This is a genomic window from Leifsonia sp. Leaf336 (genome assembly GCF_001423695.1).
In the GTDB taxonomy this organism is placed as follows: Bacteria; Actinomycetota; Actinomycetes; order Actinomycetales; family Microbacteriaceae; genus Leifsonia.
Window position 1 is genome coordinate 105,404 of sequence record NZ_LMOZ01000002.1, and the last position, 20,928, is coordinate 126,331.

A 20,928-nucleotide genomic window follows, 5' to 3' on the forward strand; every position below is an offset into this window, starting at 1 on the left:
CATGACAAGGTTCACCATCCAGGACGTGTCCCGGCAGAGCGGGCTCAGCGAGCCGACGCTGCGGTATTACGAGGAGGTCGGCCTCCTCGGCCCGATCGCCCGCGACGAAAGCAGCGGCCACCGGCGGTACAGCGACGGCGACCTCGACGCGGCCCAGGTGCTCGCCTGCCTGCGGGCGATGGGCGTCGGCATCGAGGACATGCGCACCTACCAGGCAAACCGGCGGCGCGGTCAGGAGGCCGCGGCCGAGCAGCGGGACATCCTGCTGCGCCACGCCGACCGGGTGGAGGAGCAGATCGTGACGCTGCGCACCCACCTCGACTACCTCCGGGCGAAGGCGGCGCTGTGGGATGCGCGCGACCGAGCGGACGCGACGGACGAGGCCGAGGCGCAGGTCGAACTGCACGCCATCCTGCCGCGACTCGAGGCGACGTTCCGATGAGCGGCCAGATGAGCGGCGCACCGAAGGTCCTCGTCACCGGAGGCACCGGCTACCTCGCCACGCGGCTGATCGCCGACCTCCTCACCTCGGGCGTGGACGTGCGCACGACGGTCAGGAGCCTCGACCGTGCCGACGAGGTGCGGGAGGCCGTGCGGCGCGGTGGCGCCGACGATGCCGGGCTGTCGTTCGCGGCGGCCTCGCTCACGGACGATGACGGCTGGTCGCCTGCGCTCGCCGGCATCGAGGAGGTGTACCACGTCGCGTCGCCGATGATCCAGACGACCGACCCCGAGGAGGTCGTCGTCCCGGCCCGTGACGGAGCGCTGCGCGCGCTGCGGGCGGCCCGTGACGCCGGTGCGCGCCGGGTCGTGCTGACGTCGTCCTTTGCCGCCGTCGGGTACTCGCCGAAACCCGTGCGCGACTATGACGAGTCCGACTGGACCGACCCGTCGACGCCGGGTCTGCCCGCGTACCCGTTGTCGAAAGCGGTCGCCGAGCGCGCCGCATGGGACTTCGTCGAGCGGGAAGGCGGCGACACGGAGCTCGTGGTCGTCAACCCGACCTGGATCGCGGGGCCGACCCTGACCGGCTCCGCACGGTCGTCGCTGCAGTTCTTCACGGCGATGCTCGACGGCGTGATGACGGCGGTCCCGCGGCAGCGTTTCGGAATCGCGGACGTGCGGGATGTCGCCACGGCGCACATCGCGGCGATGACGACGCCCGGCGCTGCGGGCAAGCGCTACCTGCTACTCGCCGACGGCCCGACGATGACGTTCCTCGACGTCGCGAACGTGCTGCGCGCGGAGCTGGGCGACCTTGCGCGGCGCGTGCCGACCGTGGAGGTGCCGGGAGAGGAGCCCACGCCGCTCGTCATCCACAACGAGCGCGCTAAGGCCGAGCTAGGATTCCGGCCGCGGCCGGCGGTCGAGACGATCGTCGAGACGGCGATCAGCCTCCGCGATCTCGGGATGCTCGCCGCCCATGGTGTTTAATGAGGTATTCTCAGAATTAGAAAGGGCGAGTCACGCCTGGCGCCAACGGCCGGTGACTCGCCTTCACCATGTCCGGGCGGCGGCGCGTCGAGACGCGCTCACCCGAGCCGCCCCAGCTGCAACAGGATCGCGAAGCGGTCCGGCACGCCCCAGTGCTCGACGATCCTGCCGTCCGCAACGCGCGCGATGTCGATGACCGTGAAGTGCACGCTCTTGCCCGTCGGCGGCCCCATGAACGGGCCGGTGTTGGTGCCCTCACCCGTCGCGCGCACCCAGACGATGTCGTCCGCGACGGCCCAGTCCTCCACGGTGAAGCGGAGGTCGGGCATTGCCCGGTGCACGTCGAGCATGGCCCCTTTGACCTTCTCGATCGCCGCCGCTCCGGTGCCGCTCAGGCCGAGCTGGTGCTCGACGATGTCGGTGGAGCAGAGCTCGTCGACGATGTCGATGTCACCGCCGGCGAACCCTTCGGCGAGCATCCGCTCGATGATGCGCACCTCGTCGGGTGCGGTTCGTGTTCCACTCATGATCGAACCTCCTTGCATTAGTAGTGCATTCGATGCAGTGACACTGCATTCAACACAGTATTAGTGTGATCCTCGTGACCGAAACAGTCAAGAGGCCGGTGTCGACGTATCGACAGCAGCAGGCCGACGCCACCAAGCTCCGCATCGCGGAGGGCGCTCAGCGGCTGTTCGCGCGCGCAGGCTACGGGGCGACAAGCATGGCGGCGATCGCGGCGGAGGCCGGGGTGGGCGACCGCACGGTCTTCGCCGTGTTCGGAAGCAAGCGCGACATCCTCAACGTCATCTGCGAGCGGTGGCTTGAACGCGCCGGAGCGCGCGAGCTCGCGAAGGCGACGTTGGCGCTCGCCGACCCGGGGGAGCGCCTCGCCGGCGCGGCGCACTGGCTGACCACGCTGTACTCCACCGACTTCGATGTCGTCCGCATCCTCGACGCGGCGAGCGACGAGGACGCGGACACGCGGTCGCTGATCGCCGGCAAGCTGCGCGGACGGAACCGGATCATGGATCAGCTCATCGCCTCCCTCGAGCCTGAGCTGACGGTGCCGCTCGCGGATGCGCAGAGCATCTTCCGCGCGTACGCGGCGACCGGCGTCTACGGGGCGCTCGTGGTCGACGGCGGCTGGCCGCTCGCGCGGTTCGAGTCGTGGTTGCAGGAGGCGCTGGAGCGGCAGCTCATCGGCTGAGGCCGAACACCCATCGAGACGGCGACCAGCCTCCGCGACCTCGGGATGCTCACCGCCGATGGTGCTCAACGGCCGGCGACCCGCCCTCGCATGTTTCCCCACGGGCGGTAGAGGGGTCGCAACACGCCGCTGTCCCGCCGGGATAGCGGCGTGTTGCGACCCCTGTGACGGCCCGCTTACCCCCGCACCGCGCGCAGCGCCAGCCACGCCGCCGCGCGGTCGTCCGCGTCGGCGAACGACAACCCCAGCATCCCCTCGATCCGTTGCATGCGCGTCGCCAGCGTCTGCCGGTGGATGCCGAGCCGGTCGGCGGCGGCGCCCCAGGCGCCGTTCTCTGCGAGGAAGACGCGCAGCGTCTCGAGCAGGTCGCCGTGCGCGCCTGCCGGGTCGCGCAGCGGGTCGAGAAGGCGGGCGAGGCGGCGGTTGTCGGCCTCCGGGAGGCGGTCGAGCACGAACGCGATCGTCGGGATGGAGCGGTAGTGCACGACGCGTCGGCCCTCGGCGCGGGCGGCCTCCAGTGCTTGCGCCGCTTCGCTCGCGCTCGCCGCGAGGGCGTCGGTCGGCGCCGAGACGCCGATGCCCAGGAAGAGCGCGGACGCGTAGGCCTCCACGCGCGCCCCGATCTCGTCCACGTGGTCGTCGCGGAGGAACCCGGTCACCACGCCCTGGGCCTGCGTGAGGATGTGCGCGGCGCCGAGCTCGTTGAGCCACAGCGAGACGAGGCGCTCCACGTCGACCGACGCCGAGCGCGCGGTGAGCGCGAACGCGGTCAGCGTCGTCTCGTGCACGCCCCACCGGCGTAGCAGGGAGGTCGCGGGCTCGCCTCCCGCGAGGAGCACCTCCAGCAGCACTCCACGGCCGAGGCGCTCGGTGCGGGTGGGATCGTCGGTGCGCAGCACGAGGTCGAGCAGGGCGGCGGTCTGCGAGCCGAGCTCGCGCGCGCGGCTCGACGACTCGGTGCGCGGGCTGACGATGAGCTGCGCGGAGAGGTCCTCGCCCGGACCGACGGCGTGCACTTGGAGGGCGCGGTGGCGCACGCGGACCGGGCGGCCCAGCGCGACCGCGACCGCGTCCTGCACGTGGAGGCCTCCCGCGCCCGCGGTCGTGATCACCTGGCCGTGACGGTCGAGCAGCACGGCCCAGCCGTCGATGCGGTGGGCAAGTTCGGCGACCACGCCCGAAACGCCTCCGCGCCGGGCCGCCAGCGTCAGCACCTTCATCGCGCTGGTGACCGCGCGGTCCTCGGCGGCCTGGTCGACCGCGAGCAGGGCGGTGAGCTGGGGGAGGAGCACCTCCTCGGGCTCAGAAGCGCCGACGACGGCCGTGACGCCGGCCTCCTCGAGTGCGTGCACGACAGCGGCGTCGTCGCTGCGCGTCACCACGACCGCGCTGCGCAGGGCGTCCGCGCGCGAGTCGTCGCCTGCGAACACCGCCGCGATCTCCGGAGCGGAGGCCACGACGAGCGTCGCGAACGACGCCCGCCCGACCAGTGAGAACTCGCTGAGCCGCACCACGCCGTCGACGGGCGTGCCGGAGTCGACCCCGCCCACGAGCAGCCGGCCGCCGACCGAACGGGCGATGGAGGCGATATCGCGGGACACACGACGATTGTACGGGATGTCGAATCTCCGGCCAAACTTCACACTTTCGGTGAATGACACTCCGGGAGGCCGCCTCCTAGCATCGAGCGAGTACCGCACACGAAGGAGTACCGATGCAGGCCGTCATCTTCACCGAACCGTCCGCTCCCATCGAGGTCGCCGAGGTCGACCTCGCGGAGCCCGGGGCCGGCGAGGTGCGCGTCCGCATCGCGGCGGCGGGCGTCTGCCACTCCGACCTCCACGTCAAGCGCGGCGAATGGGACGCACCGGCTCCGCTGGTCATGGGCCACGAAGGTTCCGGCGTCGTGACCGCGCTCGGCGAGGGCGTCAGCTCGCTCGCGATCGGCGACCATGTCGTGCTCAGCTGGGTGCCGCCGTGCGGCGAGTGCCGCTACTGCCGCTCGGGGCACGAGGCCCGCTGCCAGAAGGTCGCGACCGTCGTCGCGCCGAAGGGCGTGCTCTTCGACGGCACCTCCCGGCTCTCGCGCGACGGCGAGACCGTGCACCACTACCTCGGGGTGTCCTCCTTCGCCGAGGAGGTCGTCGTCCCGGCCTCCGGCGCCGTCAAGGTGCGCGACGACGCACCCCTCGACGTCATCGCGGTCGTCGGCTGCGCGGTCGCGACGGGAGTCGGCGCCGTGCTCAACACCGCCGCGGTAGAGCCGGGCTCGACCGTCGCGGTGATCGGCTGCGGCGGCGTCGGCCTCAACGTCGTGCAGGGCGCCCGCCTCGCCGGAGCCGAGCGCATCGTCGCGATCGACGTGCTCGCCGACAAGACCCAGATGGCGCTGCAGTTCGGCGCCACCGACCGCATCGACGCGTCGCAAGCCGACGCCGTCGAGCAGCTCTTCGACCTCATCCCGGACGGCGTCGACTACGCGTTCGACGCTATCGGCCGCACCTCCACCACCGAGCAGGCCATCCGGATGCTCGGCCTCGGCGGCGCCGCCGTCATCGTCGGCCTTCCGCCGACGGGCGCCAAGGCCTCCTTCGAGCCGCTCGTGCTCGCGGAGGCCGACCAGCGCATCCTGGGCTCCAACTACGGCTCGGTGCGCCCCTCCATCGACATCCCCGCCCTGGTCGACCGCTACATGGACGGCCAGCTCAAGCTCGACCCGCTGATCTCGGGCCGGCGACCCCTGGCGGAAGCGGCCCAGGCCTTCGACGACCTCGAGTCGGGCTCGGTGCTGCGCACCCTGCTCATCCCGTAACGCCCGTCACAACGCCCCACCCGAACGCCCCCACCAGAACGCTCCACCCGAACAGACTCACAGGAGAGCCATGTCAACCACCCAGAGCAAGGCGGCGACCCCGGCCGCCGACGCCGGCCTCCGGCACGGCGTCATGAGCGGCCCCGAGCTGGCCGCCCAGGCGATCGCCAACATCGCCCCCAGCGCCGTCATCGCCTTCACCGCCGCCGCGATCTTCGTCGGCGCGGGCAACGGCACCATCTACTCCTTCCTGCTGGCGACCATCGTCATCCTGTGCGTGGGCTACTGCGTCGTGGTCTTCGCCCGCAAGCACGCGTCGGCCGGCTCGCTCTACACGTACGTCGCCAAGGGCCTCGGCCCGACCGGCGCCTACCTGGCCGGCGTCACACTCGTCATCGGGTGCTGGGGCATCGCCGCCGGCTCGCTGGGCGGCGCGGTGTCGTACTTCAACCAGTTCCTCGTGCTGCTCGGGGTGCCGGCGGGAGGCGCCGGCTGGTACATCGGGCTGGCGATCGTGCTCGGCGGCCTGGCGACGCTCTTCACCATCCGCGGCATCCGGCTCTCGGCGCGCGTGTCGCTGGTGCTGGAGCTGGTCTCGGTCACGATCATCACCATCCTGCTGATCGCCGCGCTGGTCTGGGCCGGGCCGAGCGCCTGGGACCCCGCCCAGGTGATCGCGCAGGGCTCGTCGTTCCAGGGCGTCGCCGCCGGCATGGTGCTCGGCATCCTCGGCTTCGTCGGCTTCTCGTCGGCCGACGCGCTCGGCCGCGAGGCCAAGAACCCGTACACCGCCATCCCGCGCGCCATCATGTGGAGCGCCGTCGTCGTCGGCGTGCTCTACGTGTTCGCCGCGTACACGCAGATCGCCGTGCTGCACGAGCACCTCGCGACCAGCGCCAGCCCGCTGGAGGACATCGCCAAGCTGATCGGGATGCCGTCGTGGTTCGCGCCCATCCTGACCTTCGGCGTCGGCGCCTCCTTCTTCGCCGTCGTGGTCGCCCCGCTCAACGTCGTCGGCCGGGTCATGTACGTGATGGGCAAGGAGGGCGTCCTCCCCGAGCGATTCGGCCGCACCCACGAGCGCCACCTCACGCCGCACCGCGTCCTGCTGGTCGCCGGGCCCGCAGCTATTCTGCTCGACGTGATCCTGCTGGCCGTCGGCTCCGACCCGATGGACATCACGGTCTGGGTGGACACGTACGGCACCTACGGCTACATGGTCGCCTACGCGCTCGTCGCGATCGCGTGCATCGCCTACACGCGCCGCGCCGGCATGCCGAACAAGCTCGTCTGGGTGTGCGCGGTCGTCGCTGTCGCCGCGATGGCCTACGTGTTCTTCGCGAACGTCTGGCCGGTGCCGGCCTTCCCGCTCAACGTCATCCCGTATCTGTTCGTGCTGACCCTGGCCGCGGCCGTGCTCTGGTTCGTGTACCTGAAGCGCCGCCGTCCGGAGGTCATCCAGAACATCGGCAACACCGAGACGGACGCGCTGGAGGGAGTCGGGTAATCCCGCCGGCGAACGACTCCCGTGCCGGCCGCACCCCCTCGGCCGTCGCGGGTCCTACTGAAGCGGGCCGCCTCTCTCGAGAGACGGCCCGCTTCGGCAGTCGGAGGGCAAGACCAGGCCGGGCCTCACAGGGGTCACGACTCGCCACTAACCTGCCAGCGCAACGGCGTGTTGCGTCCCCTATGACGGCCCATCCCGCGATTACTCACGTCTCGGCGTCAGGCGCGGGGAAGGAGGGGCATCAGCATCTCGACGATCAGTTGCGCGGACGTGCTGAACCGGTCGGTGGGGTCGTGCTCCAGCTCACTGATCTGGAGGCCGACCACCCGCTCCCGGGCGAGGGTCCGGGCGGTCTCGACGACCGTGTCGATCGTCAGGCCGTCGGCGACCTGGAAGTCGGTGGGGACGATGCCCGGTCGCAGCACGTCGGCCGAGAAGTGCACGAACACCTCGCGGCCCGCGATGGTTGCGGCGAGCTCCTCCTGCATCCGCGGGCCGGCGGCGATGTTGCGGATGGGGGAGTTGGCGATCACGTGCTTCTCGGCCCTGTCGAGGTCGCGGGCGCCGAGCAGCACGACGTTCGCCAAAGCGAGGTCGCCCCCGTGGCCGGACGCCCAGAGGCCGCTCGCCCCGGCGAGAGCCATCCCGCTCAGGTCGCCCGTGCGGGTGGTGCCCGGCGTGTGCAGGCAGGGGTGGGCTCCCATCCAGACCACCGCAGCGTTCGGGAACGCCCGCGCGACGGCGGGAAGGGTGGCGATGGCAGCCGCGTTGCGTGTCACGCAGAACGAGCTGAACCGGCTGGTCTGAAGCGACCGCGCGGCCCGCTCGCTCAGGGCGTCCAGCTCGGGACGCGACTGCTGGAGGGCGGAACGCCAGCCGAGGCTGCGAGCCTCCGAGGCGGATCCCTCGCCCACCACCGCGGTCGGTGAGTCCAGGCGCCGGCCGAGCTCGCGGGCGAGCGCGAGCGTCGCCTGCCGGGCGCGGTCGTTGTGGCCCGAGACGCCGTCCACGAACGCGGTGACCGTGGCGGGGGAGAGGCGTGAGGCGTGGGAGGCGCTGACCGTCCCCTGGGCACCGACGGCGCGCGGGCGCGCGGCGGCCTGTGTCGGGGAGAGGTCGACGACGGAGTTCATTTCAACCGGCGCCTTTCGGGTCAGCGCATGGGAACGATGAGCCCAGAATAGTCGGAGCCGCGCAGACGGAGGTCCACCCAGAACTGGTGTCGCCCGGCCGGGGCACGTGACCGCGGCAGTGCCGCCGCGGTGCCCACGCGGTCTGCCTTGTGGCGGCCGGCGCAGGCTCCTATCGTGGCGTGTGTTACGGCACGGTGGTCTGAGGCGACCTGCCTCTCTCGTGTCGGCGGGAGGTGGGTGCGCGTGATGGATGAGACCAGTCAGATGATGTCCATGATGAGCGAGTCGGCCCAGGGGCCGATGGCGGGCATGGACATGGCGATGGTGCAGCGATGTATCGAAGCGTGCTCGGCCTGCGAGCAGGCGTGCACGATGTGCGCGGGCTCGATGATGTCGATGGAGGGCATGTCCGGTTCCGCGATGTGCATGAGCTGCGCCGAGATGTGCAACACCATGATGCGGATGATGCTGCGCCCGATGCCGATGCCGATGAACGACATGGACATGGCCGCCATGATGGCCATGCTGCAGGCCACGTCGGCGATGTGCCGGGCGTGCGCGGCCGACTGCGGTTCGATGGAGGGCAGCGCGACGGCGTCGATGTGCGCTCAGGTCTGCACGAACTGCGCCGACGCCTGCGACGCGATGATGGCGTCGATGAAGCCGATGATGACGGCCTGAGATTCGGAGGTCAGCGACTCGGAGGTCAGCGACTCGGAGGTCAGCGCGCGAGGCTGACGTTGAGGAGCTCGTCACCGACGGCGAGCACGCCGTAGAGCGCGTGCACGGCGACGGGGGCTCCCGTCGTCAGCACCGCGCGGAGGTCGTCGAAGTGCCAGCAGCGGAGGGCCTCCCCGGTCAGCCTGGCGAGCTCGATCCGGCCGTCCTCGTGCGCCGCGACGACGAACGCGTCGACCCAGTGCGATGGCGTCGCGATCGCAGCTTGCCGGGCGATGGGGTGGAGGGCGTAGCCATCGTCGAACATCTCCGCGCCCTGCCCGGAGGCGGCCCGGAGCAGGGCATCCTTCGCGGTGGGGCTGGGCTGACGGGTCACGATGTCCTTCTCACGGTCGGCGGTATCGCGCGAGCCGCGATGAATCGAGGATAGATACCGCCGACGCGCCCGTCACTTCGGGCGTCACACGGTGAAACATCCGCGCCGCTCGGAGATCGCCCGTCGCTTCACTCGCGCGACCGCATCGTCAGGCACCGCTCCCGCATCGCAAGGAACAGCGGAAGCGCGAAGGCGAGGGCGACGACCGGGATCAGTACGATGTAGACCCACACGAAGCGCATCCCGATGCGGCGCGACTCGATCACCATGAACACGGCGGAGGCGATCGCGGCGATCAGGACGTCGATCGTCAGCGACAGCACCGCCGGGCCGCTGCCGACCCAGTCGCCGACGTAGTCGCGGTGGGTCGCGATGGCGATCACGTTGAACGTCCACGTGCCGATCAGGCCGAGCAGGGCCAGGACGAGGTAGGCGGTCGCGCGGCCGTTCCAGCGGGCGGTCATCGGCCGGCCCCGACCGGGTCGGGCACGAGCTCAGGCGCAGTCTCGGGCCGCGGTCGCGGCCTCGGCCCGGTGATCACGACCAGCGCGGCGGCGAGCAGGCCGCCGATCGCCAGCGCCCAGCCTCCCCAGAGGAACACCCCGCTCGGCCGCACGATCGATTGCCCGGCGAGAGCCTGGAACGTGACGAGCGCGACGGTGCCGGCGTAGACGACCGTCGCGACGATCACGAGCCTCAGACGCACCCGGTCGTCGGCGAGCACGCGCCAGCGCCGTCCCGCCCAGCCGAGAAGGATCGCGAAGAGGGGCAGCAGCTGGAGGGCGTGCATCCCGACGAAGTGGGGAATGCGCAGGTCGCCGGCGACCGTGCTCCAGCCGAGCAGCGGGAGGCCGGGGCCGCCGTCGGGGAGGCCGACCGTGTGGGCTCCCGCGATGCCCTGGAAGTCGTCGAGCTGCTGCGACGTCGGGCTCGTCATGAGGTAGGCGAGTCCCATGCCGACGAGCGCGATCACCCCGCCGGCGCGCACGGCGAACGTGGTGGAGGCGGTCGGCAGGCGCAGGAAGAACACGGCGATCGTGGTCAGGAAGGTGCAGACGTAGAGCACGGTGATCGACACCGCCATCGTGGTCCAGATGCCGGTGGCGAGCGGGGTGGAGACGTTGAAGTGGCTGGTGGTCCCGGCCGCGGCGGCGCCGAGGATGAGGGCCTGCTCCACGATCAGGGCGACCGCGATGATCGTGCCGGCGACGTGCGCCGTGCGCCGCCACCGCGGCAGGTGCGCGATGAGCCAGGCCCAGGTCACGCTGTAGAGCAGGATCGAGATCGAGAACTTCAGGGGCTTGGCCCAGACGTCGAGGCCGGTGACCTGGCGGGGATCGACCAGGAGGCCGACGAGGCAGACGATGGTGCTCACGAGCATCAGCGCGGCGACCGTCATGAGCGGACGGTGCCACGCGAAAACGGACTTCATGGCATTCTTCTCTCATTCGTGACGACGGCCTGCGCCATCCGGCGCAGACCGAGAGCGAGGCTGTCCCCGAGCACGGTGCCGACCACGACGAGCTCGGTCATGCGTGCGGGGTCGGGGAGGGTGCCGACGGTGTCGAGGTCGGCTTCGGCCTGCAACCGCGCGGCCGCCGCGTAGCTGTCGAGGTAGGCGTCGGGCAGCGGGAAGCCGGCGTTGTCGAACGCGTCGATCACCTGGGCGGCGATGCCTCGGCCGATGTTGTCGTCGCAATCGTGCCAGCCGGCGCGCGCGATGAGCGCGTCCACCCGGTCGAGGGCCGGCGCAGTCGGTGGGGCGACGTCGGGGACCGCGGACCGCGAGACCGCCTGTTGCGCGGCGTCGAACGCGTGGACGACCGGGGCGTCCGGCTCGTCGAGCGCATCGAGCACGGTGCGCACGGCCGCGATCGAGAGCTTGCCGACCTCCAGCATCGCCCGGATCAGTCGGAGTCGGCGCTCGTGCTCGTCGGTGTACTCGGTGCGGTTGCCGCCGACGCGATCGCCCGCGGGCAGCAGGTTCTCGCGCACGTAGTACTTGATGGTGGCGGCCGGAGTACCGGTTCGTTCGGAGAGTTCGGTGATGAGCACGGGGTGATAGTAACACTACCGGTAGTGGTGCTACCAGTGCTTCTTCGCTCATGGATTTCGTGGGCGCGCGGTGGTACATTGTTACCGTGGTAACGATTGAACGCGTCCAGACCGGCCTCCGAATCGAGAAGAGCACGTTGAAGGTGCTCAAGGGCTTGGCGGAGTACCTCGACATGCCCCTCGGCGAGCTGGTCGAGGGGATCGTGCTGCACGCGTTCGAAGGCGCGGCCCCCTTCGGTGACGAGACGCTCGCCAAGATCAGCCAGCTCAAGTCCGTCTACGACATGCAGCTCACCGCCGAGGATGCGCACACGCTCACGGAGACCGAATGACCACGTTGGTGGGGAGGCTGCGGGTGCCGCTCGCGGCCGCCGACGCCTTCGTGCTGTTCACCCCGCTGGGGGAGCGCGCGTGGGTGCACGGCTGGGAGCCGCGCTTCCCGCGCCCGGTGGACGACGACACCGAGCCGGGAACGGTCTTCGTGACCGAGGCGCACGGTGGAAGCACGACCTGGGTCGTGACCGCGCGGGACCGTCCGCGGGCGATCTCGTACGCCCGCGTCACCCCGGGCGACCGCGCGGGGACGGTGACCGTGAGGCTGGAGCCCGACGGCACGACCTCCCTCGTGGAGGTCGTCTACGACCTGACGGCGCTCGCGGCGGAGAGCGAAGCCGACCTGAAGGAGTTCGCCGACAGGTATGCCGCGTACCTGGAGTCGTGGGAGCGGGACATCGCGGCGTACTTGTCGGGCCCGACGCAGACAACGGAGGAGATCCGCGTTGGCGAGGTCGGGAAAGGCGGCGAACGGAGGTGATCGGGTGCGGAGCGAGCCGAATGTCCTCCGTTCGCGAGCTGGCCGAGCCTCACCCCTAGCGGGCGGAGGCCGCGCAGCGTACGCTCGCGCGACCGACGACCACGAGGAGCGACCCATGGAACGAGACGACGCAGCACGCCCCGACCCCGACGACCTGCCGGACGGCTCGGGCACCGACCCGGAGCAGCCTGACGACGGCGGCGACACGGCATCCGGAGGTGGAGCCGATGACCGCTGAGGCGCGCCCCGACGACCAGCCGGCACCGGACGAGGTCGACCCCGAGCACGGCACCGACCCGGAGGGGACGCCCGTGGAGAACCCGGGAGGGTAGGGCTCAGTAAGCCATTCGATTCGATCGCATCGGTGGCTGGATGTCGATCCCCAATTCATGACCGACACTTCGAGCGAAATGCGGCGCACCGCTTCGAGCGAGCCGATCCAATAGCTGCGCAGCGTCTACGGGTGGCCGCCTCATCGCGGCCGCCTGTTGGGTGATGGTTCGGCAGGTAGCGGCGGGCGCGAGATCGAACTGGTCGAGGAGGAATTCGTCGAGCCTGACGGCGGTGATTCTCAGCGGTTTCAGCGCGCTAGGTGGGAAATGCTTCGTGTTCTCCGTCACGATGACATCGGCTCTGCCGACCACTGCGGCCGCCACCACATGCGCATCGTCCGGGTCAGGAAGCTGGATCGCCGGCACCAACCGCTCCCAGCCGTCCACGAGCGCGTCTTCGAACGCCTCGTCCATCGATCTGAACCGGCTGCGGAAGCGGTTGGGATCGATGTCCGGATGGACTCGTTCGAGCGCGCGCTGTGCTTCGTCAACGACCTTGCGCGACCAGAGCGGTCTGAACGCGCCTGCGTCCGCCATCCTGAGTAGCGTGTCGCACGGGGCCAACGGCACGATGACGCACGCGTCCAGGAACGCTGAGAACAAGGCCATAGGGCTAGGACTTCCTGGCCTCGGACAGAGCTGCCCGGTAGGCGTCGCCATCGGCGTCGTAGAGTCCGTCCTCGTCGGCCTGTCGCGTCAGCTCGTCAAGACGAGCGCGCCGGTCGAGTCGTTTGCGCTCCCGATACGCGAGGACGTCATGGAGCCGCAGCCGGCGATGCCGCGAATCCCCGAGTCGATCGAACGGCAGCTCGTTCTCGTCGAGCAGGCGCACCAGTGTGCTGCGGCTGATGCCGAGGAGGCTGGCCGCTTGCTGTGTCGTCAACTGCCGATCGATCGGCTCGACGCTGACGGACTCGCCATTCTGCATCGCCGATACGACCTGGCGAAGGACTTCGTAGGCCTCGAGTGGCAGAGCGATCTGTTCGCCATCCGGCCCCAGGAGTACGGCAGGAGCGTCATGGTGTTCGAGGAATCGCGCGAGGTCCAGCAATGCACCGAGATCGTGGGGAGGGTCAACGACCACGGAGCCGACAGGAACCGCTGGACTGGAATTCACGCTCCTATTATCGGTCAATTCGTCCAAATCGCGCAAATCGCTCACGGAAGGGGCGTATTAGCTCGAGCGCGGCTCCCATGTCGGCGCCGCCGGGTCGATCGCGGTTGCGATACGGCTGCTGATGACGGCGAGCTGCCGCACCTGGGCCTCCGTGAGCGGAGCGAAGACGAGCTCCTCCACGAGCGCGTGGTGCGCGGGGTTGGCTCGCAGGACCTGTTCGTGCCCTTCGGGGGTGAGGATCGCCAGCGTGAAGCGGCCGTCCGTCGGGTCGGCCTCCCTGTGCACCCAGCCCTTCTTCTCCAGTCGCGAGATCGCTCGGGAGAGTCGCGAAAGCGTGCTGTTCGCGTAGCCGGCGAGCGTGCTCATCCGCAGCGTGCGGTCCTTGGCGGTGGCGAGGGCGTACAGGAGGCCGTGCTCGTAGTGGGTCACGCCGCTGTCGCGCTGCAGCTGGGCGTCGAGCGCTGCCGGCAAGCGTTCGAGAAGGGTCGCGACAGCGCCCCAGGCCTCGAGGTGGGCCGGGCTGAGCCCGGAGAGGTCGCTCGACGATGTCATGCCGCGAGCCTAGCTGACTTGCTCAGGCAAGTGAAAATGCGTACTGTCGCTTTCCTGAGCAAGTGATTGGGGCGGCAGGCAGCTGCCCGGTTGGAGGAGACATGGATCTGCAGCTGCACGGAAAGACGGCCTTCGTCAGCGGGTCGACACAGGGAATCGGCTACGCGGTGGCGTCAGCGCTCGCCGCAGAGGGGGCACGTGTCATCGTGAACGGCCGCCGCGAGGAGGTCGTCACCGCGGCCGCCGCGGAGCTCCGACGAGCCCAACCGGGGGCAGAGCATTCCGGTCTGGCCGCCGATTTCGGTGATCGGGAACAGGTGGAGCGACTGCTCGATGAGCTGGGGGAGGTCGACATCCTCGTCAACAACGTCGGGCTGTTCGGACTGGAGGCGTTCGAATCCATCGCCGACGACGACTGGGTTCGCTACCTGGAGGTCAACCTGATGAGCGGCGTCCGGCTGTCGCGGCGGCTGCTGCCCGGGATGCTGGAGCGCGGCTCGGGCCGGATCGTCTTCGTCAGCAGCGAGTCAGGGGTGAACGTGCCGGCCGACATGATCCACTACGGCGTCACGAAGGCGGCGATGATCGCCCTCGGCAACGGGCTCGCCAAGCTCACGCGGAGCACGGCTGTGACGGTGAACACGGTCCTCGGCGGCCCCACGTACTCCGACGGCGTCGCGGCGACGGTCGAGTCGATTGCGGCCGCGCAGGCCGCGCCGGTCGACGCGGTGAAGGCGGCGATCATCGGGCAGAACCGCACCACGCTGGTCGAACGGTTCCTTGAGCCGGCGGAGGTGGCGACGCTGGTCGCCTACCTGGCCAGCCCGCTGGCGTCCGCGACGAACGGCGCGGCGATCCGCGCCGACGGCGGAGTCCTCACCGGGATCCTCTGACCCCGCCGAGACGTGAGCAACCGTGGAAATGAGGGAGGCGATTTCCGCGTTTGCTCACGTCTCGACGGTCTCAGTTGAGTTCGACCCGCTCGCCGATCTCGACCTCCTGCACCTCAGCGTGCCCGGCCTCCGCCAGCCGGTCCTCCGGCTCGATCATGTGCCGGGCGAAGAACTCCGAGAGCTCCGCGCGAGCGGCCAGCGGGAGGACCGCCGCGACGTACTGATCGGGGCGCACGATGACCAGCGCGCCGGCCGCTCCGATGCCGCGGTCGCGGTGGATGTCGCGGCCGTGTCCCGCGGAGAAGATCTGATTGAGGTCGAGGAGGCCGTAGGGCACCTTGGCCGGCTTGAACGCGCCGGGGACGGATGCCGGCTCCACTTCCGTGTAGTCCTGCTGGTAGATCACCTTGGTGTCGAACACGGCATCGTCGTCGCCTCCCGCCGGGGTGTAGCGCACGCGCGGCGATGCCGGGTCGGTCGCCCACCACTCGGCGAAGTCGGCCGTCGGCGTCCCGGTGAGCGCCGGCGCGGCGTCGTCGGCGAAGACGTAGACCCGCCAGCGGCCGTCGGCCTCGTGGAAGTGACCGAGGTGCCGCCAGCGGTTGTCGGCGCGGCGGATGACCTCCGCCGACTTGAAGCGCTTGCCGATCGGGAACCCGGGCGCGAGCTCCTGGTGCTCGGCGCCGAGGGTGATCAGCGACTCCTCGTACTGCGTCATGAAGCCGGCGGGGAACTCCATCGTCTTCACGTACCAGTGCTCGAGCTCCGACGGGTCCTCCCAGTCGTCGACCGGCCTCGCCATCATCCCCGACCACTCCTTGTCGAAGTCGATCAGGTTCTGCGCGATCACCTTGCGCTCGGCGGCGTAGGTGTCGAGCAGTTGCTCGGGGGCTCGGCCCTCCAGCACGGCCGCCAGCTTCCAACCCAGGTTGAAGCCGTCCTGGATGGACACGTTCATGCCCTGCCCGGCCTTCGCCGAGTGCGTGTGGCACGCGTCGCCCATGATGAACGCGTGCGGGTGGCGCTCTCCGGCGAGCTCGGCAGGCACGTCGTCGAACCCGTCGGTGATGCGGTGCGCCACCTCGTACACCGACCACCAGGTCACCGCCTTCACATCGAGCGTGTACGGGTGGAGGATGCGGTTCGCCTTGTCGATCATGTCCTCGATCGGGGTCGCGCGCACCGCGCCGGGGTTGGTTTCGTCGACCTCCCCGAGGTCGACGTACATGCGCGCCAGGTAGCCGCCCTCGCGCGGGATGAGCAGGATGTTGCCGGCGTCGTGCGACTGGATCGAGCACTTGACCTGGATGTCGGGGAAGTCGGTGTTCGCCAGGATGTCCATCACGCCCCAGGCGTGCATCGACGCGTCGCCGTGCAGGCGGTGGCCGAGGGAGGTGCGCACGCTGCTGCGGGCGCCGTCGCCGCCGACCAGGTACTTGGCGCGCACGGTGCGCTCCTCGCCCGAGCGCGGGCCGTGGCAGTAGCGGACGCGCACGCTGACCGGGTACTCGGCGTCGGGGTCGATCGCGCAGTCGACGAACTCGATGCCGTAGTCGGGCACGATGCGGCCCGGCGCGCGCTCGGCGTCGCGGAGGAAGTAGTCGAGAATGCGCGACTGGTTGACGTAGATGTGCGGGAATTCGCTGATCCCGGTCGCGTCGTCGGGCGCACGGGAGGCCCGCACGATGCGCGACGGATCGGCGGGGTCCGGCTTCCAGAAGCACATCTCGACGTTGCGGTAGGCCTCCTCGATGACCTCGCCCGCGAAGCCGAACGCCTGGAACGTCTCGACCGAGCGGGCCTGGATGCCGTCGGCCTGCCCGACCTCCAACCGTCCCGGACGCTTCTCGATCGCACGGGCGTCGATGGAGGGGAACCGTGACAGCTGCGCCGCCACGACGGCGGCGGCGGGCCCGGTTCCGACGATGAGGACGTCCATCTCATCCGGCAGCTCGCGCGGCCGATCCACGCCGTGCCCGGCGGCCGGCTTGATGCGGGGATCACCGGACTCGTAACCGCGGTAGTGGATCTGCACGCTCATTCCTCCTCGAATGACGACCGTTGTGTCCCGAGAGCAGTGTCTCTATAGTTGGAACGTCGGTCTAATAATCGCTACAAGGCTAACTCGTCGCTTGTGGCACGGCAACAGGAGGTCGGGATGACCCAGCAGAGCGGCGCCGTATCCGCGGCCTCCACCGATGGAGGCTCGCAGACGCTGGCGCGCGGCCTGACCGTCCTCGCCCTGATCGGCGAGTCGCCGTCGCCGCTCACCGTCGCGGACCTGTCGGCCCGGCTGGGCCTGCACCGCTCGATGGTCTACCGGCTGGTGCGCACGCTGGAGTCGCACGGCTTCGTGATCCGCACCCCCTCCGGCGAACTCGAGCTCGGTGTGCGGCTGGTGGCGCTCGCCCGGAATGTCGCCCGCGCCCTCCACATCGCCGCGGCGCCCGTACTGGCCGAGCTGGCCGACGGGCTCGGCATGACGGCGTTCGTGGTCGCGTTCGACGGGGAGGCCGCTGTGACGCTCTCGACGGCGGAGCCGCGCGGGGTCGACGCGACCGTGGCGCAGCGGCCGGGCAGCCGGCACTCGATCGACCGTGGAGCGCCGGGCCGCGCCATCCGGTCGCAGCTCGACCCGGTTGCGCACCCGCCGCGGGCGTACGAGGTCAGCAGCGACGAGATCATCCCCGGGCTGTCCTCCGTCGCGGTTCCGCTGCGGGTGCCCGACGGCACGCCGTCGTCGCTCGCGGTGGTCTACATCACGCACGAGTACGAGGTCGATGCGATCGCCGCGACCTTGACCGACGCCGCCGAACGGATCGTGCGCGCACTGCGCTGACGCGCGCTGCGCCGCGGGCCCTGTCAGCCGGGCGTGCCGAGCGCGTCCTGGATCTCCCGGATCGCCGCTCCGAGCATCCCGGAGGCGAGCAGGCCGGGCCCCAGCGGACCGGAGCGGTCCTCGCCCAGGCGCGGGAGGCGGCGGAGGGCGGCGCGGACGTCGTCGGTCATCCGGTCCAGCTGCCAGCGCACCTCGTCATCGAGCGCCCGCGGATCGTCGGGGGACGCCAGCGCCACGGCCCGGGCGGCGTACGCGGCCGCCCCCAACGCGTGGGAGCCGACGTGCGCCACCGCCGCCGCCTGCGCCGCCGCGCGTGCCGCCGACACTCCGGCCGGGGTCGTCGCCACGGAGGCCGCCCGGCCCGCGACGAAACGTCGCTTGATCTCGCCGGCCGCGTCGAGCTCGCCGCGCGCGTAGGCACGGGCGCGCTCGATCGCCTCCCGCGGCCGGAGGTCGTCGGGCGCCTCCGCCTCGAACAGGCCGAGCACGTGCTCGGCGCACTCGGCCGCCCAGTCGGCGACCGTGCGCCGGTCGGCGTCGTCGAGCGTCTGCGGCGAGGTCACCCGCTCATCGTGCCACTGAGCACGCCGCCGAGCGAGCTACCGAGCGAGCCGCCTCAGTGCTCCCGGATCGCGGTGAACCGCGCACGATGGTGGGTCGGGTGCTCGATCTCGTCGACGATGGCGACGGCGAGGTCGGCGGCGGAGATGGTCGACTCGCCCTCCTCGTCGCGCAGCAGCACGTCGCCGCCGAGGCGGTACCTCCCGTTCGCGGGCACCGGCGCCCAGACGCCGAACCGCTCCGGAGGGCTCACGAAGAACCAGTCGACCGACTCGGGCGTCGCCCGCAGATCGTCGAGGATGTCCAAGCCGGTCTGGATCTCGGGCTTCACCTCGGCCGGCAGCTTGTCGACGGTCATGTCCCACAGAGTCGGGCCGCCCGGCTCGACCAGGAGCGAGGAGGCGCCGCCCACGTGCGCGATGCGCGTCGGGGTGCCGTCGACGCGCCGGGCGAGCTCCTGGAGGACGCCCTCCACCTTGCCGGTCATGTCGCCGCGCGGTGAGAGCGCGCTGATGACCACGTCCGCGCCGGGGACGACCCGGTCGAGCACCGCCGGGTCGAGCGCCGAGCCGATCACGTACTCCACACCCTCCGTTTCGGTCGCCGGAGCCGTGCGGCTCACCGAGGTGACCTCGTGCCCTCTTCGTGCCGCCTCCGCGACGATCGCCCCTCCGGCGTAGCCGGTGCCTCCGAGAACCGTGATGCGTGCCATCCGCACTCCCTTCCGCCTCACACGATAGGCCGCCTGCCGAGGCGCACGGCTTCGCGCCGTCAGCCGTCGAGGCGGCGACGGAGCTCGGCGTTCTCCGCCCGCAGCTCGAGCACCCGACCGATGCCCGCGAGATTGATGCCGTCCCCTTGAAGTACCGCCACTTCGCGGATGGCGGCGATGTCGTCCTCGCTGTAGCGCCGCGTGCCGCCCTGCGTGCGCGCGGGGGTGACCAGGCCCTTCTCCTCGTACAGGCGCAGCGTCGGCGCCGGCAGGTCTGCGAGTTCGGCTGCGACCGCGATGCTGTAAAGAGGTACGTCCCCTGGCCGGTCCGTCATCCTTAGAGTTTCCTGTTAAGTGCAGAAATTGTCAAGGCATGGGTGTATTAAATCTCTATCAGACGCTGTAGGTAATCTCATTCGGATAGGGGAACGGGAGGCTCCGAGATGCAGACGGCGACCGAGACGACGACGGCAGGGTTCGCAGACCTGATCTGCTCCGACGCGGAGTTGCTGGAGGCCGAGTTCGCCGCTCTGGTCGCACGCACCGGCTTGGAGCCTCCCACACGCGCCGGGTGCTCGGGGCCGGGAACAGCGGTACCCGGCGACCCGCCCTCGACGGTCTTCCGGGCGGAGCGCAGAGCACCCCACGCGCGGATCCGTGCGGTCGCGCGGTGCCCTCCGGTCACCGAGGCCCGCTTGCAGCGCCCATCCCACGAGGCCGTACCCATCCAACAATGAAGGGAGATCACACCCATGGCCATGTCGTTCGATCCTTTCAGCCAGCTGGACAGGATCGCGCAGAGCGTCTTCGACACCAGCCGCCAGCCGCGCATGATGCCGGTGGACCTGTCGCGTGAGGGCGACAAGTACCTGCTCAACGCGGACCTTCCGGGCATCGACCCGGGATCCATCGACATCGACCTCGACGGCCACCTGCTGAGCATCCGCGCGCAACGCTCGGCGGGAGACCACTCGAACAGCCGCTGGCTGCTCCAGGAGCGGCCGTTCGGCAGCTACCTCCGCCAGTTCACGATCGGCGACGACGTCGACACCGACGCGATCAGCGCAAGCTACGACAACGGCGTGCTGAGCGTCTTGATCCCGATCGCCGAGCGCGCGAAGCCGCGCAAGGTCGACGTGGAGTCGGCGGGCACCGGACGCAAGGCTGTCACCGCCTGAGCCGCGATCCGCGAGCGGGGCTCCACGCCGGTGAAGGCCGGACCGCATGATGCGGGCGGCGCGCCGCGCTCGCGATGATCGGCTCGCCATGTTCGCGCGCGAGCGGAGGAGATCCAGGCTAAGCAGCCCCGGATCTCCTCCGCTCGCCGTCATTCCCGGGCGTGTCCGAGCCGATCTCCTCCGTTGGCGACAACCCGGCGCTCGACCTCCCGGCGGCGCGGGGATGACGCCCCCGCGGACCCCGGGACCGGGACGCCCGGACCGGCCGCCCCGCAGCTGCAGGGGCGGGCACGGCCGATCCAGGCGACGGCACGCGTCAGCCGTTGACGTTCGACAGCGCCGCGCCGAGCGCGACCCCGTAGATGATCGAGACGATGATGCCGAGCGCGACGAGGATGGCGCCGACGATGATGCCGGCCTTCGCGATGCCGTTCGAGTAGCCGGCCTTCTTCGACTGGCTGGAGGCCACGATGCTGATGATCAGGCCGATCAGCGGGAGGATGATCGCCAGCACCAGGCCGACGATCCCGAGGGTCTTGCCCGGGTAGTCGCCGGACGGCGCGGAGGACTGCTGGTACGGGGAGGTGTCGCTCATCGAGTTCCTTTCAACGGGTACAGGGCGCTGGGCCAGCGGTGACACCGTGCCGAGCGCACACAGTCTGACGGCACAGGAGCCTCACCGCAACCACCTGGGAATGGGGAATGGAGAAATCCTCGTAATGTGC

The 20,928-nt window shown here is 70.4% G+C and carries 29 protein-coding genes; 12 read left to right on the forward strand and 17 right to left on the reverse strand.

Features of this window, described 5'->3' with window-relative positions; all coding sequences use genetic code 11:
- The first annotated feature begins 1 nt into the window (after position 1).
- Complete coding sequence (locus ASF88_RS09430) at positions 2 to 442, forward strand: MerR family transcriptional regulator (protein WP_055917211.1); 441 nt, start codon at positions 2 to 4, stop codon at positions 440 to 442.
- Positions 443 to 450: 8 nt separating this feature from the next.
- Positions 451 to 1,434 (forward strand): NAD-dependent epimerase/dehydratase family protein, encoded by a 984-nt coding sequence (locus tag ASF88_RS09435; RefSeq protein ID WP_055920205.1) that lies wholly within the window; start codon positions 451 to 453, stop codon positions 1,432 to 1,434.
- A gap of 98 nt (positions 1,435 to 1,532) precedes the next feature.
- On the opposite strand, the gene ASF88_RS09440 is transcribed toward ASF88_RS09435, so the two are convergent.
- Positions 1,533 to 1,961 (reverse strand): ester cyclase, encoded by a 429-nt coding sequence (locus tag ASF88_RS09440; protein ID WP_055917214.1) that lies wholly within the window; start codon positions 1,959 to 1,961, stop codon positions 1,533 to 1,535.
- A 74-nt stretch (positions 1,962 to 2,035) separates the two neighbouring features.
- On the opposite strand from ASF88_RS09440, the gene ASF88_RS09445 reads away from it, so the two are divergent.
- Positions 2,036 to 2,644: a TetR/AcrR family transcriptional regulator gene (locus tag ASF88_RS09445; protein ID WP_055920208.1), complete on the forward strand. Its 609-nt coding sequence runs from the start codon at positions 2,036 to 2,038 to the stop codon at positions 2,642 to 2,644.
- A 176-nt stretch (positions 2,645 to 2,820) separates the two neighbouring features.
- Here ASF88_RS09445 and ASF88_RS09450 read toward each other — a convergent pair whose 3' ends face one another.
- Positions 2,821 to 4,245, reverse strand: a complete 1,425-nt coding sequence (locus ASF88_RS09450) for a helix-turn-helix domain-containing protein (RefSeq protein ID WP_055917217.1) — start codon at positions 4,243 to 4,245, stop codon at positions 2,821 to 2,823.
- A gap of 113 nt (positions 4,246 to 4,358) precedes the next feature.
- On the opposite strand from ASF88_RS09450, the gene ASF88_RS09455 reads away from it, so the two are divergent.
- Positions 4,359 to 5,456, forward strand: coding sequence for an alcohol dehydrogenase catalytic domain-containing protein (locus tag ASF88_RS09455; RefSeq protein ID WP_055917220.1), 1,098 nt, complete (start codon positions 4,359 to 4,361; stop codon positions 5,454 to 5,456).
- A 70-nt stretch (positions 5,457 to 5,526) separates the two neighbouring features.
- Positions 5,527 to 6,963, forward strand: coding sequence for an APC family permease (locus tag ASF88_RS09460; RefSeq protein WP_055917223.1), 1,437 nt, complete (start codon positions 5,527 to 5,529; stop codon positions 6,961 to 6,963).
- Between the two features lie 218 nt (positions 6,964 to 7,181).
- On the opposite strand, the gene ASF88_RS09465 is transcribed toward ASF88_RS09460, so the two are convergent.
- On the reverse strand, positions 7,182 to 8,096 hold the full coding sequence (locus ASF88_RS09465; protein WP_055917226.1) for an arginase family protein: 915 nt from the start codon (positions 8,094 to 8,096) through the stop codon (positions 7,182 to 7,184).
- Between the two features lie 260 nt (positions 8,097 to 8,356).
- Positions 8,357 to 8,602: a hypothetical protein gene (locus ASF88_RS20930; protein WP_235493380.1), complete on the reverse strand. Its 246-nt coding sequence runs from the start codon at positions 8,600 to 8,602 to the stop codon at positions 8,357 to 8,359.
- On the opposite strand from ASF88_RS20930, the gene ASF88_RS20935 reads away from it, so the two are divergent.
- Positions 8,586 to 8,777: a hypothetical protein gene (locus tag ASF88_RS20935; RefSeq protein ID WP_235493382.1), complete on the forward strand. Its 192-nt coding sequence runs from the start codon at positions 8,586 to 8,588 to the stop codon at positions 8,775 to 8,777. The genes ASF88_RS20930 and ASF88_RS20935 overlap by 17 nt on opposite strands.
- A 40-nt stretch (positions 8,778 to 8,817) precedes the next feature.
- Here ASF88_RS20935 and ASF88_RS09475 read toward each other — a convergent pair whose 3' ends face one another.
- The 4 genes from ASF88_RS09475 to ASF88_RS09490 form a co-directional block, all read right to left on the reverse strand.
- A complete protein-coding gene (locus tag ASF88_RS09475; protein ID WP_055917231.1) occupies positions 8,818 to 9,150 on the reverse strand; it encodes a hypothetical protein in 333 nt (110 codons plus the stop codon).
- Positions 9,151 to 9,278: 128 nt separating this feature from the next.
- Positions 9,279 to 9,614, reverse strand: a complete 336-nt coding sequence (locus ASF88_RS09480; RefSeq protein ID WP_055917235.1) for a DUF2834 domain-containing protein — start codon at positions 9,612 to 9,614, stop codon at positions 9,279 to 9,281.
- On the reverse strand, positions 9,611 to 10,582 hold the full coding sequence (locus ASF88_RS09485; RefSeq protein ID WP_055917238.1) for a hypothetical protein: 972 nt from the start codon (positions 10,580 to 10,582) through the stop codon (positions 9,611 to 9,613). The genes ASF88_RS09480 and ASF88_RS09485 overlap by 4 nt, the downstream gene beginning before the upstream one ends.
- The gene (locus tag ASF88_RS09490; protein ID WP_055917240.1) at positions 10,579 to 11,205 is read right to left on the reverse strand and encodes a MerR family transcriptional regulator; all 627 of its coding nucleotides are present in this window, start codon (positions 11,203 to 11,205) and stop codon (positions 10,579 to 10,581) included. The genes ASF88_RS09485 and ASF88_RS09490 overlap by 4 nt, the downstream gene beginning before the upstream one ends.
- 86 nt (positions 11,206 to 11,291) lie before the next feature.
- Between ASF88_RS09490 and ASF88_RS09495 the strand changes: the two genes are divergently transcribed.
- The 3 genes from ASF88_RS09495 to ASF88_RS21055 all read left to right on the forward strand — a co-directional run bounded on the left by ASF88_RS09495 (position 11,292) and on the right by ASF88_RS21055 (position 12,257).
- Complete coding sequence (locus ASF88_RS09495; RefSeq protein WP_200935263.1) at positions 11,292 to 11,537, forward strand: hypothetical protein; 246 nt, start codon at positions 11,292 to 11,294, stop codon at positions 11,535 to 11,537.
- Positions 11,534 to 12,019: an SRPBCC family protein gene (locus ASF88_RS09500; protein ID WP_055917246.1), complete on the forward strand. Its 486-nt coding sequence runs from the start codon at positions 11,534 to 11,536 to the stop codon at positions 12,017 to 12,019. The genes ASF88_RS09495 and ASF88_RS09500 overlap by 4 nt, the downstream gene beginning before the upstream one ends.
- Before the next feature lie 115 nt (positions 12,020 to 12,134).
- On the forward strand, positions 12,135 to 12,257 hold the full coding sequence (locus tag ASF88_RS21055) for a hypothetical protein (protein ID WP_268765643.1): 123 nt from the start codon (positions 12,135 to 12,137) through the stop codon (positions 12,255 to 12,257).
- A 97-nt stretch (positions 12,258 to 12,354) separates the two neighbouring features.
- Here the strand turns inward: ASF88_RS21055 and ASF88_RS09505 are convergent, their stop codons facing one another.
- The 3 genes from ASF88_RS09505 to ASF88_RS09515 are packed head-to-tail and all read right to left on the reverse strand — an operon-like array spanning position 12,355 to position 14,020.
- Positions 12,355 to 13,011: a PIN domain-containing protein gene (locus tag ASF88_RS09505; RefSeq protein WP_327063237.1), complete on the reverse strand. Its 657-nt coding sequence runs from the start codon at positions 13,009 to 13,011 to the stop codon at positions 12,355 to 12,357.
- Positions 12,965 to 13,513: an excisionase family DNA-binding protein gene (locus ASF88_RS09510; RefSeq protein ID WP_235493386.1), complete on the reverse strand. Its 549-nt coding sequence runs from the start codon at positions 13,511 to 13,513 to the stop codon at positions 12,965 to 12,967. Before ASF88_RS09510 ends, ASF88_RS09505 begins: the two co-directional genes overlap by 47 nt.
- Positions 13,514 to 13,525: 12 nt before the next feature.
- Positions 13,526 to 14,020 carry a MarR family winged helix-turn-helix transcriptional regulator gene (locus tag ASF88_RS09515; RefSeq protein ID WP_055917249.1) on the reverse strand — a complete coding sequence of 165 codons (495 nt, stop codon included), beginning with the start codon at positions 14,018 to 14,020 and terminating at the stop codon, positions 13,526 to 13,528.
- Between the two features lie 101 nt (positions 14,021 to 14,121).
- Between ASF88_RS09515 and ASF88_RS09520 the strand changes: the two genes are divergently transcribed.
- Entirely contained in the window at positions 14,122 to 14,913 is a 792-nt protein-coding gene (locus tag ASF88_RS09520; protein WP_055917252.1) for an SDR family NAD(P)-dependent oxidoreductase, read from the forward strand.
- Between the two features lie 70 nt (positions 14,914 to 14,983).
- On the opposite strand, the gene ASF88_RS09525 is transcribed toward ASF88_RS09520, so the two are convergent.
- A complete protein-coding gene (locus ASF88_RS09525) occupies positions 14,984 to 16,948 on the reverse strand; it encodes an FAD-dependent monooxygenase (protein WP_055920215.1) in 1,965 nt (654 codons plus the stop codon).
- Between the two features lie 123 nt (positions 16,949 to 17,071).
- Here ASF88_RS09525 and ASF88_RS09530 point away from each other — a divergent pair, with 123 nt between their 5' ends.
- Positions 17,072 to 17,752, forward strand: a complete 681-nt coding sequence (locus ASF88_RS09530) for an IclR family transcriptional regulator (RefSeq protein WP_055917255.1) — start codon at positions 17,072 to 17,074, stop codon at positions 17,750 to 17,752.
- A gap of 23 nt (positions 17,753 to 17,775) precedes the next feature.
- Here the strand turns inward: ASF88_RS09530 and ASF88_RS09535 are convergent, their stop codons facing one another.
- From ASF88_RS09535 to ASF88_RS20340, 4 genes are all read right to left on the reverse strand, one after another.
- On the reverse strand, positions 17,776 to 18,315 hold the full coding sequence (locus tag ASF88_RS09535; RefSeq protein WP_055917259.1) for a putative immunity protein: 540 nt from the start codon (positions 18,313 to 18,315) through the stop codon (positions 17,776 to 17,778).
- Between the two features lie 53 nt (positions 18,316 to 18,368).
- A complete protein-coding gene (locus ASF88_RS09540) occupies positions 18,369 to 19,025 on the reverse strand; it encodes an NAD(P)-dependent oxidoreductase (RefSeq protein ID WP_055917261.1) in 657 nt (218 codons plus the stop codon).
- Positions 19,026 to 19,084: 59 nt separating this feature from the next.
- Entirely contained in the window at positions 19,085 to 19,360 is a 276-nt protein-coding gene (locus tag ASF88_RS09545) for a MerR family transcriptional regulator (protein WP_055917264.1), read from the reverse strand.
- Positions 19,361 to 19,437: 77 nt separating this feature from the next.
- Positions 19,438 to 19,710: a hypothetical protein gene (locus tag ASF88_RS20340; RefSeq protein ID WP_157498297.1), complete on the reverse strand. Its 273-nt coding sequence runs from the start codon at positions 19,708 to 19,710 to the stop codon at positions 19,438 to 19,440.
- A gap of 67 nt (positions 19,711 to 19,777) precedes the next feature.
- On the opposite strand from ASF88_RS20340, the gene ASF88_RS09555 reads away from it, so the two are divergent.
- Positions 19,778 to 20,203 (forward strand): Hsp20/alpha crystallin family protein, encoded by a 426-nt coding sequence (locus ASF88_RS09555; protein WP_055917270.1) that lies wholly within the window; start codon positions 19,778 to 19,780, stop codon positions 20,201 to 20,203.
- A gap of 316 nt (positions 20,204 to 20,519) precedes the next feature.
- Here the strand turns inward: ASF88_RS09555 and ASF88_RS09560 are convergent, their stop codons facing one another.
- Positions 20,520 to 20,798 carry a hypothetical protein gene (locus ASF88_RS09560; RefSeq protein WP_055917272.1) on the reverse strand — a complete coding sequence of 93 codons (279 nt, stop codon included), beginning with the start codon at positions 20,796 to 20,798 and terminating at the stop codon, positions 20,520 to 20,522.
- Positions 20,799 to 20,928: the final 130 nt, after the last annotated feature.

Coding starts and splice junctions, on each gene's coding strand:
- ASF88_RS09430 (WP_055917211.1), top strand. CDS start 2: ATGACAAGGTTCACCATCCAGGACGTGTCCCGGCAGAGCGGGCTCAGC.
- ASF88_RS09455 (WP_055917220.1), top strand. CDS start 4,359: ATGCAGGCCGTCATCTTCACCGAACCGTCCGCTCCCATCGAGGTCGCC.
- ASF88_RS09530 (WP_055917255.1), top strand. CDS start 17,072: ATGACCCAGCAGAGCGGCGCCGTATCCGCGGCCTCCACCGATGGAGGC.
- ASF88_RS09435 (WP_055920205.1), top strand. CDS start 451: ATGAGCGGCGCACCGAAGGTCCTCGTCACCGGAGGCACCGGCTACCTC.
- ASF88_RS09555 (WP_055917270.1), top strand. CDS start 19,778: ATGGCCATGTCGTTCGATCCTTTCAGCCAGCTGGACAGGATCGCGCAG.
- ASF88_RS09460 (WP_055917223.1), top strand. CDS start 5,527: ATGTCAACCACCCAGAGCAAGGCGGCGACCCCGGCCGCCGACGCCGGC.
- ASF88_RS21055 (WP_268765643.1), top strand. CDS start 12,135: ATGGAACGAGACGACGCAGCACGCCCCGACCCCGACGACCTGCCGGAC.
- ASF88_RS09505 (WP_327063237.1), bottom strand. CDS start 13,011: ATGGCGACGCCTACCGGGCAGCTCTGTCCGAGGCCAGGAAGTCCTAGC.
- ASF88_RS09465 (WP_055917226.1), bottom strand. CDS start 8,096: ATGAACTCCGTCGTCGACCTCTCCCCGACACAGGCCGCCGCGCGCCCG.
- ASF88_RS20935 (WP_235493382.1), top strand. CDS start 8,586: ATGAACGACATGGACATGGCCGCCATGATGGCCATGCTGCAGGCCACG.
- ASF88_RS09500 (WP_055917246.1), top strand. CDS start 11,534: ATGACCACGTTGGTGGGGAGGCTGCGGGTGCCGCTCGCGGCCGCCGAC.
- ASF88_RS09545 (WP_055917264.1), bottom strand. CDS start 19,360: ATGACGGACCGGCCAGGGGACGTACCTCTTTACAGCATCGCGGTCGCA.
- ASF88_RS20930 (WP_235493380.1), bottom strand. CDS start 8,602: ATGTCCATGTCGTTCATCGGCATCGGCATCGGGCGCAGCATCATCCGC.
- ASF88_RS09540 (WP_055917261.1), bottom strand. CDS start 19,025: ATGGCACGCATCACGGTTCTCGGAGGCACCGGCTACGCCGGAGGGGCG.
- ASF88_RS09520 (WP_055917252.1), top strand. CDS start 14,122: ATGGATCTGCAGCTGCACGGAAAGACGGCCTTCGTCAGCGGGTCGACA.
- ASF88_RS09485 (WP_055917238.1), bottom strand. CDS start 10,582: ATGAAGTCCGTTTTCGCGTGGCACCGTCCGCTCATGACGGTCGCCGCG.
- ASF88_RS09440 (WP_055917214.1), bottom strand. CDS start 1,961: ATGAGTGGAACACGAACCGCACCCGACGAGGTGCGCATCATCGAGCGG.
- ASF88_RS09515 (WP_055917249.1), bottom strand. CDS start 14,020: ATGACATCGTCGAGCGACCTCTCCGGGCTCAGCCCGGCCCACCTCGAG.
- ASF88_RS09480 (WP_055917235.1), bottom strand. CDS start 9,614: ATGACCGCCCGCTGGAACGGCCGCGCGACCGCCTACCTCGTCCTGGCC.
- ASF88_RS09560 (WP_055917272.1), bottom strand. CDS start 20,798: ATGAGCGACACCTCCCCGTACCAGCAGTCCTCCGCGCCGTCCGGCGAC.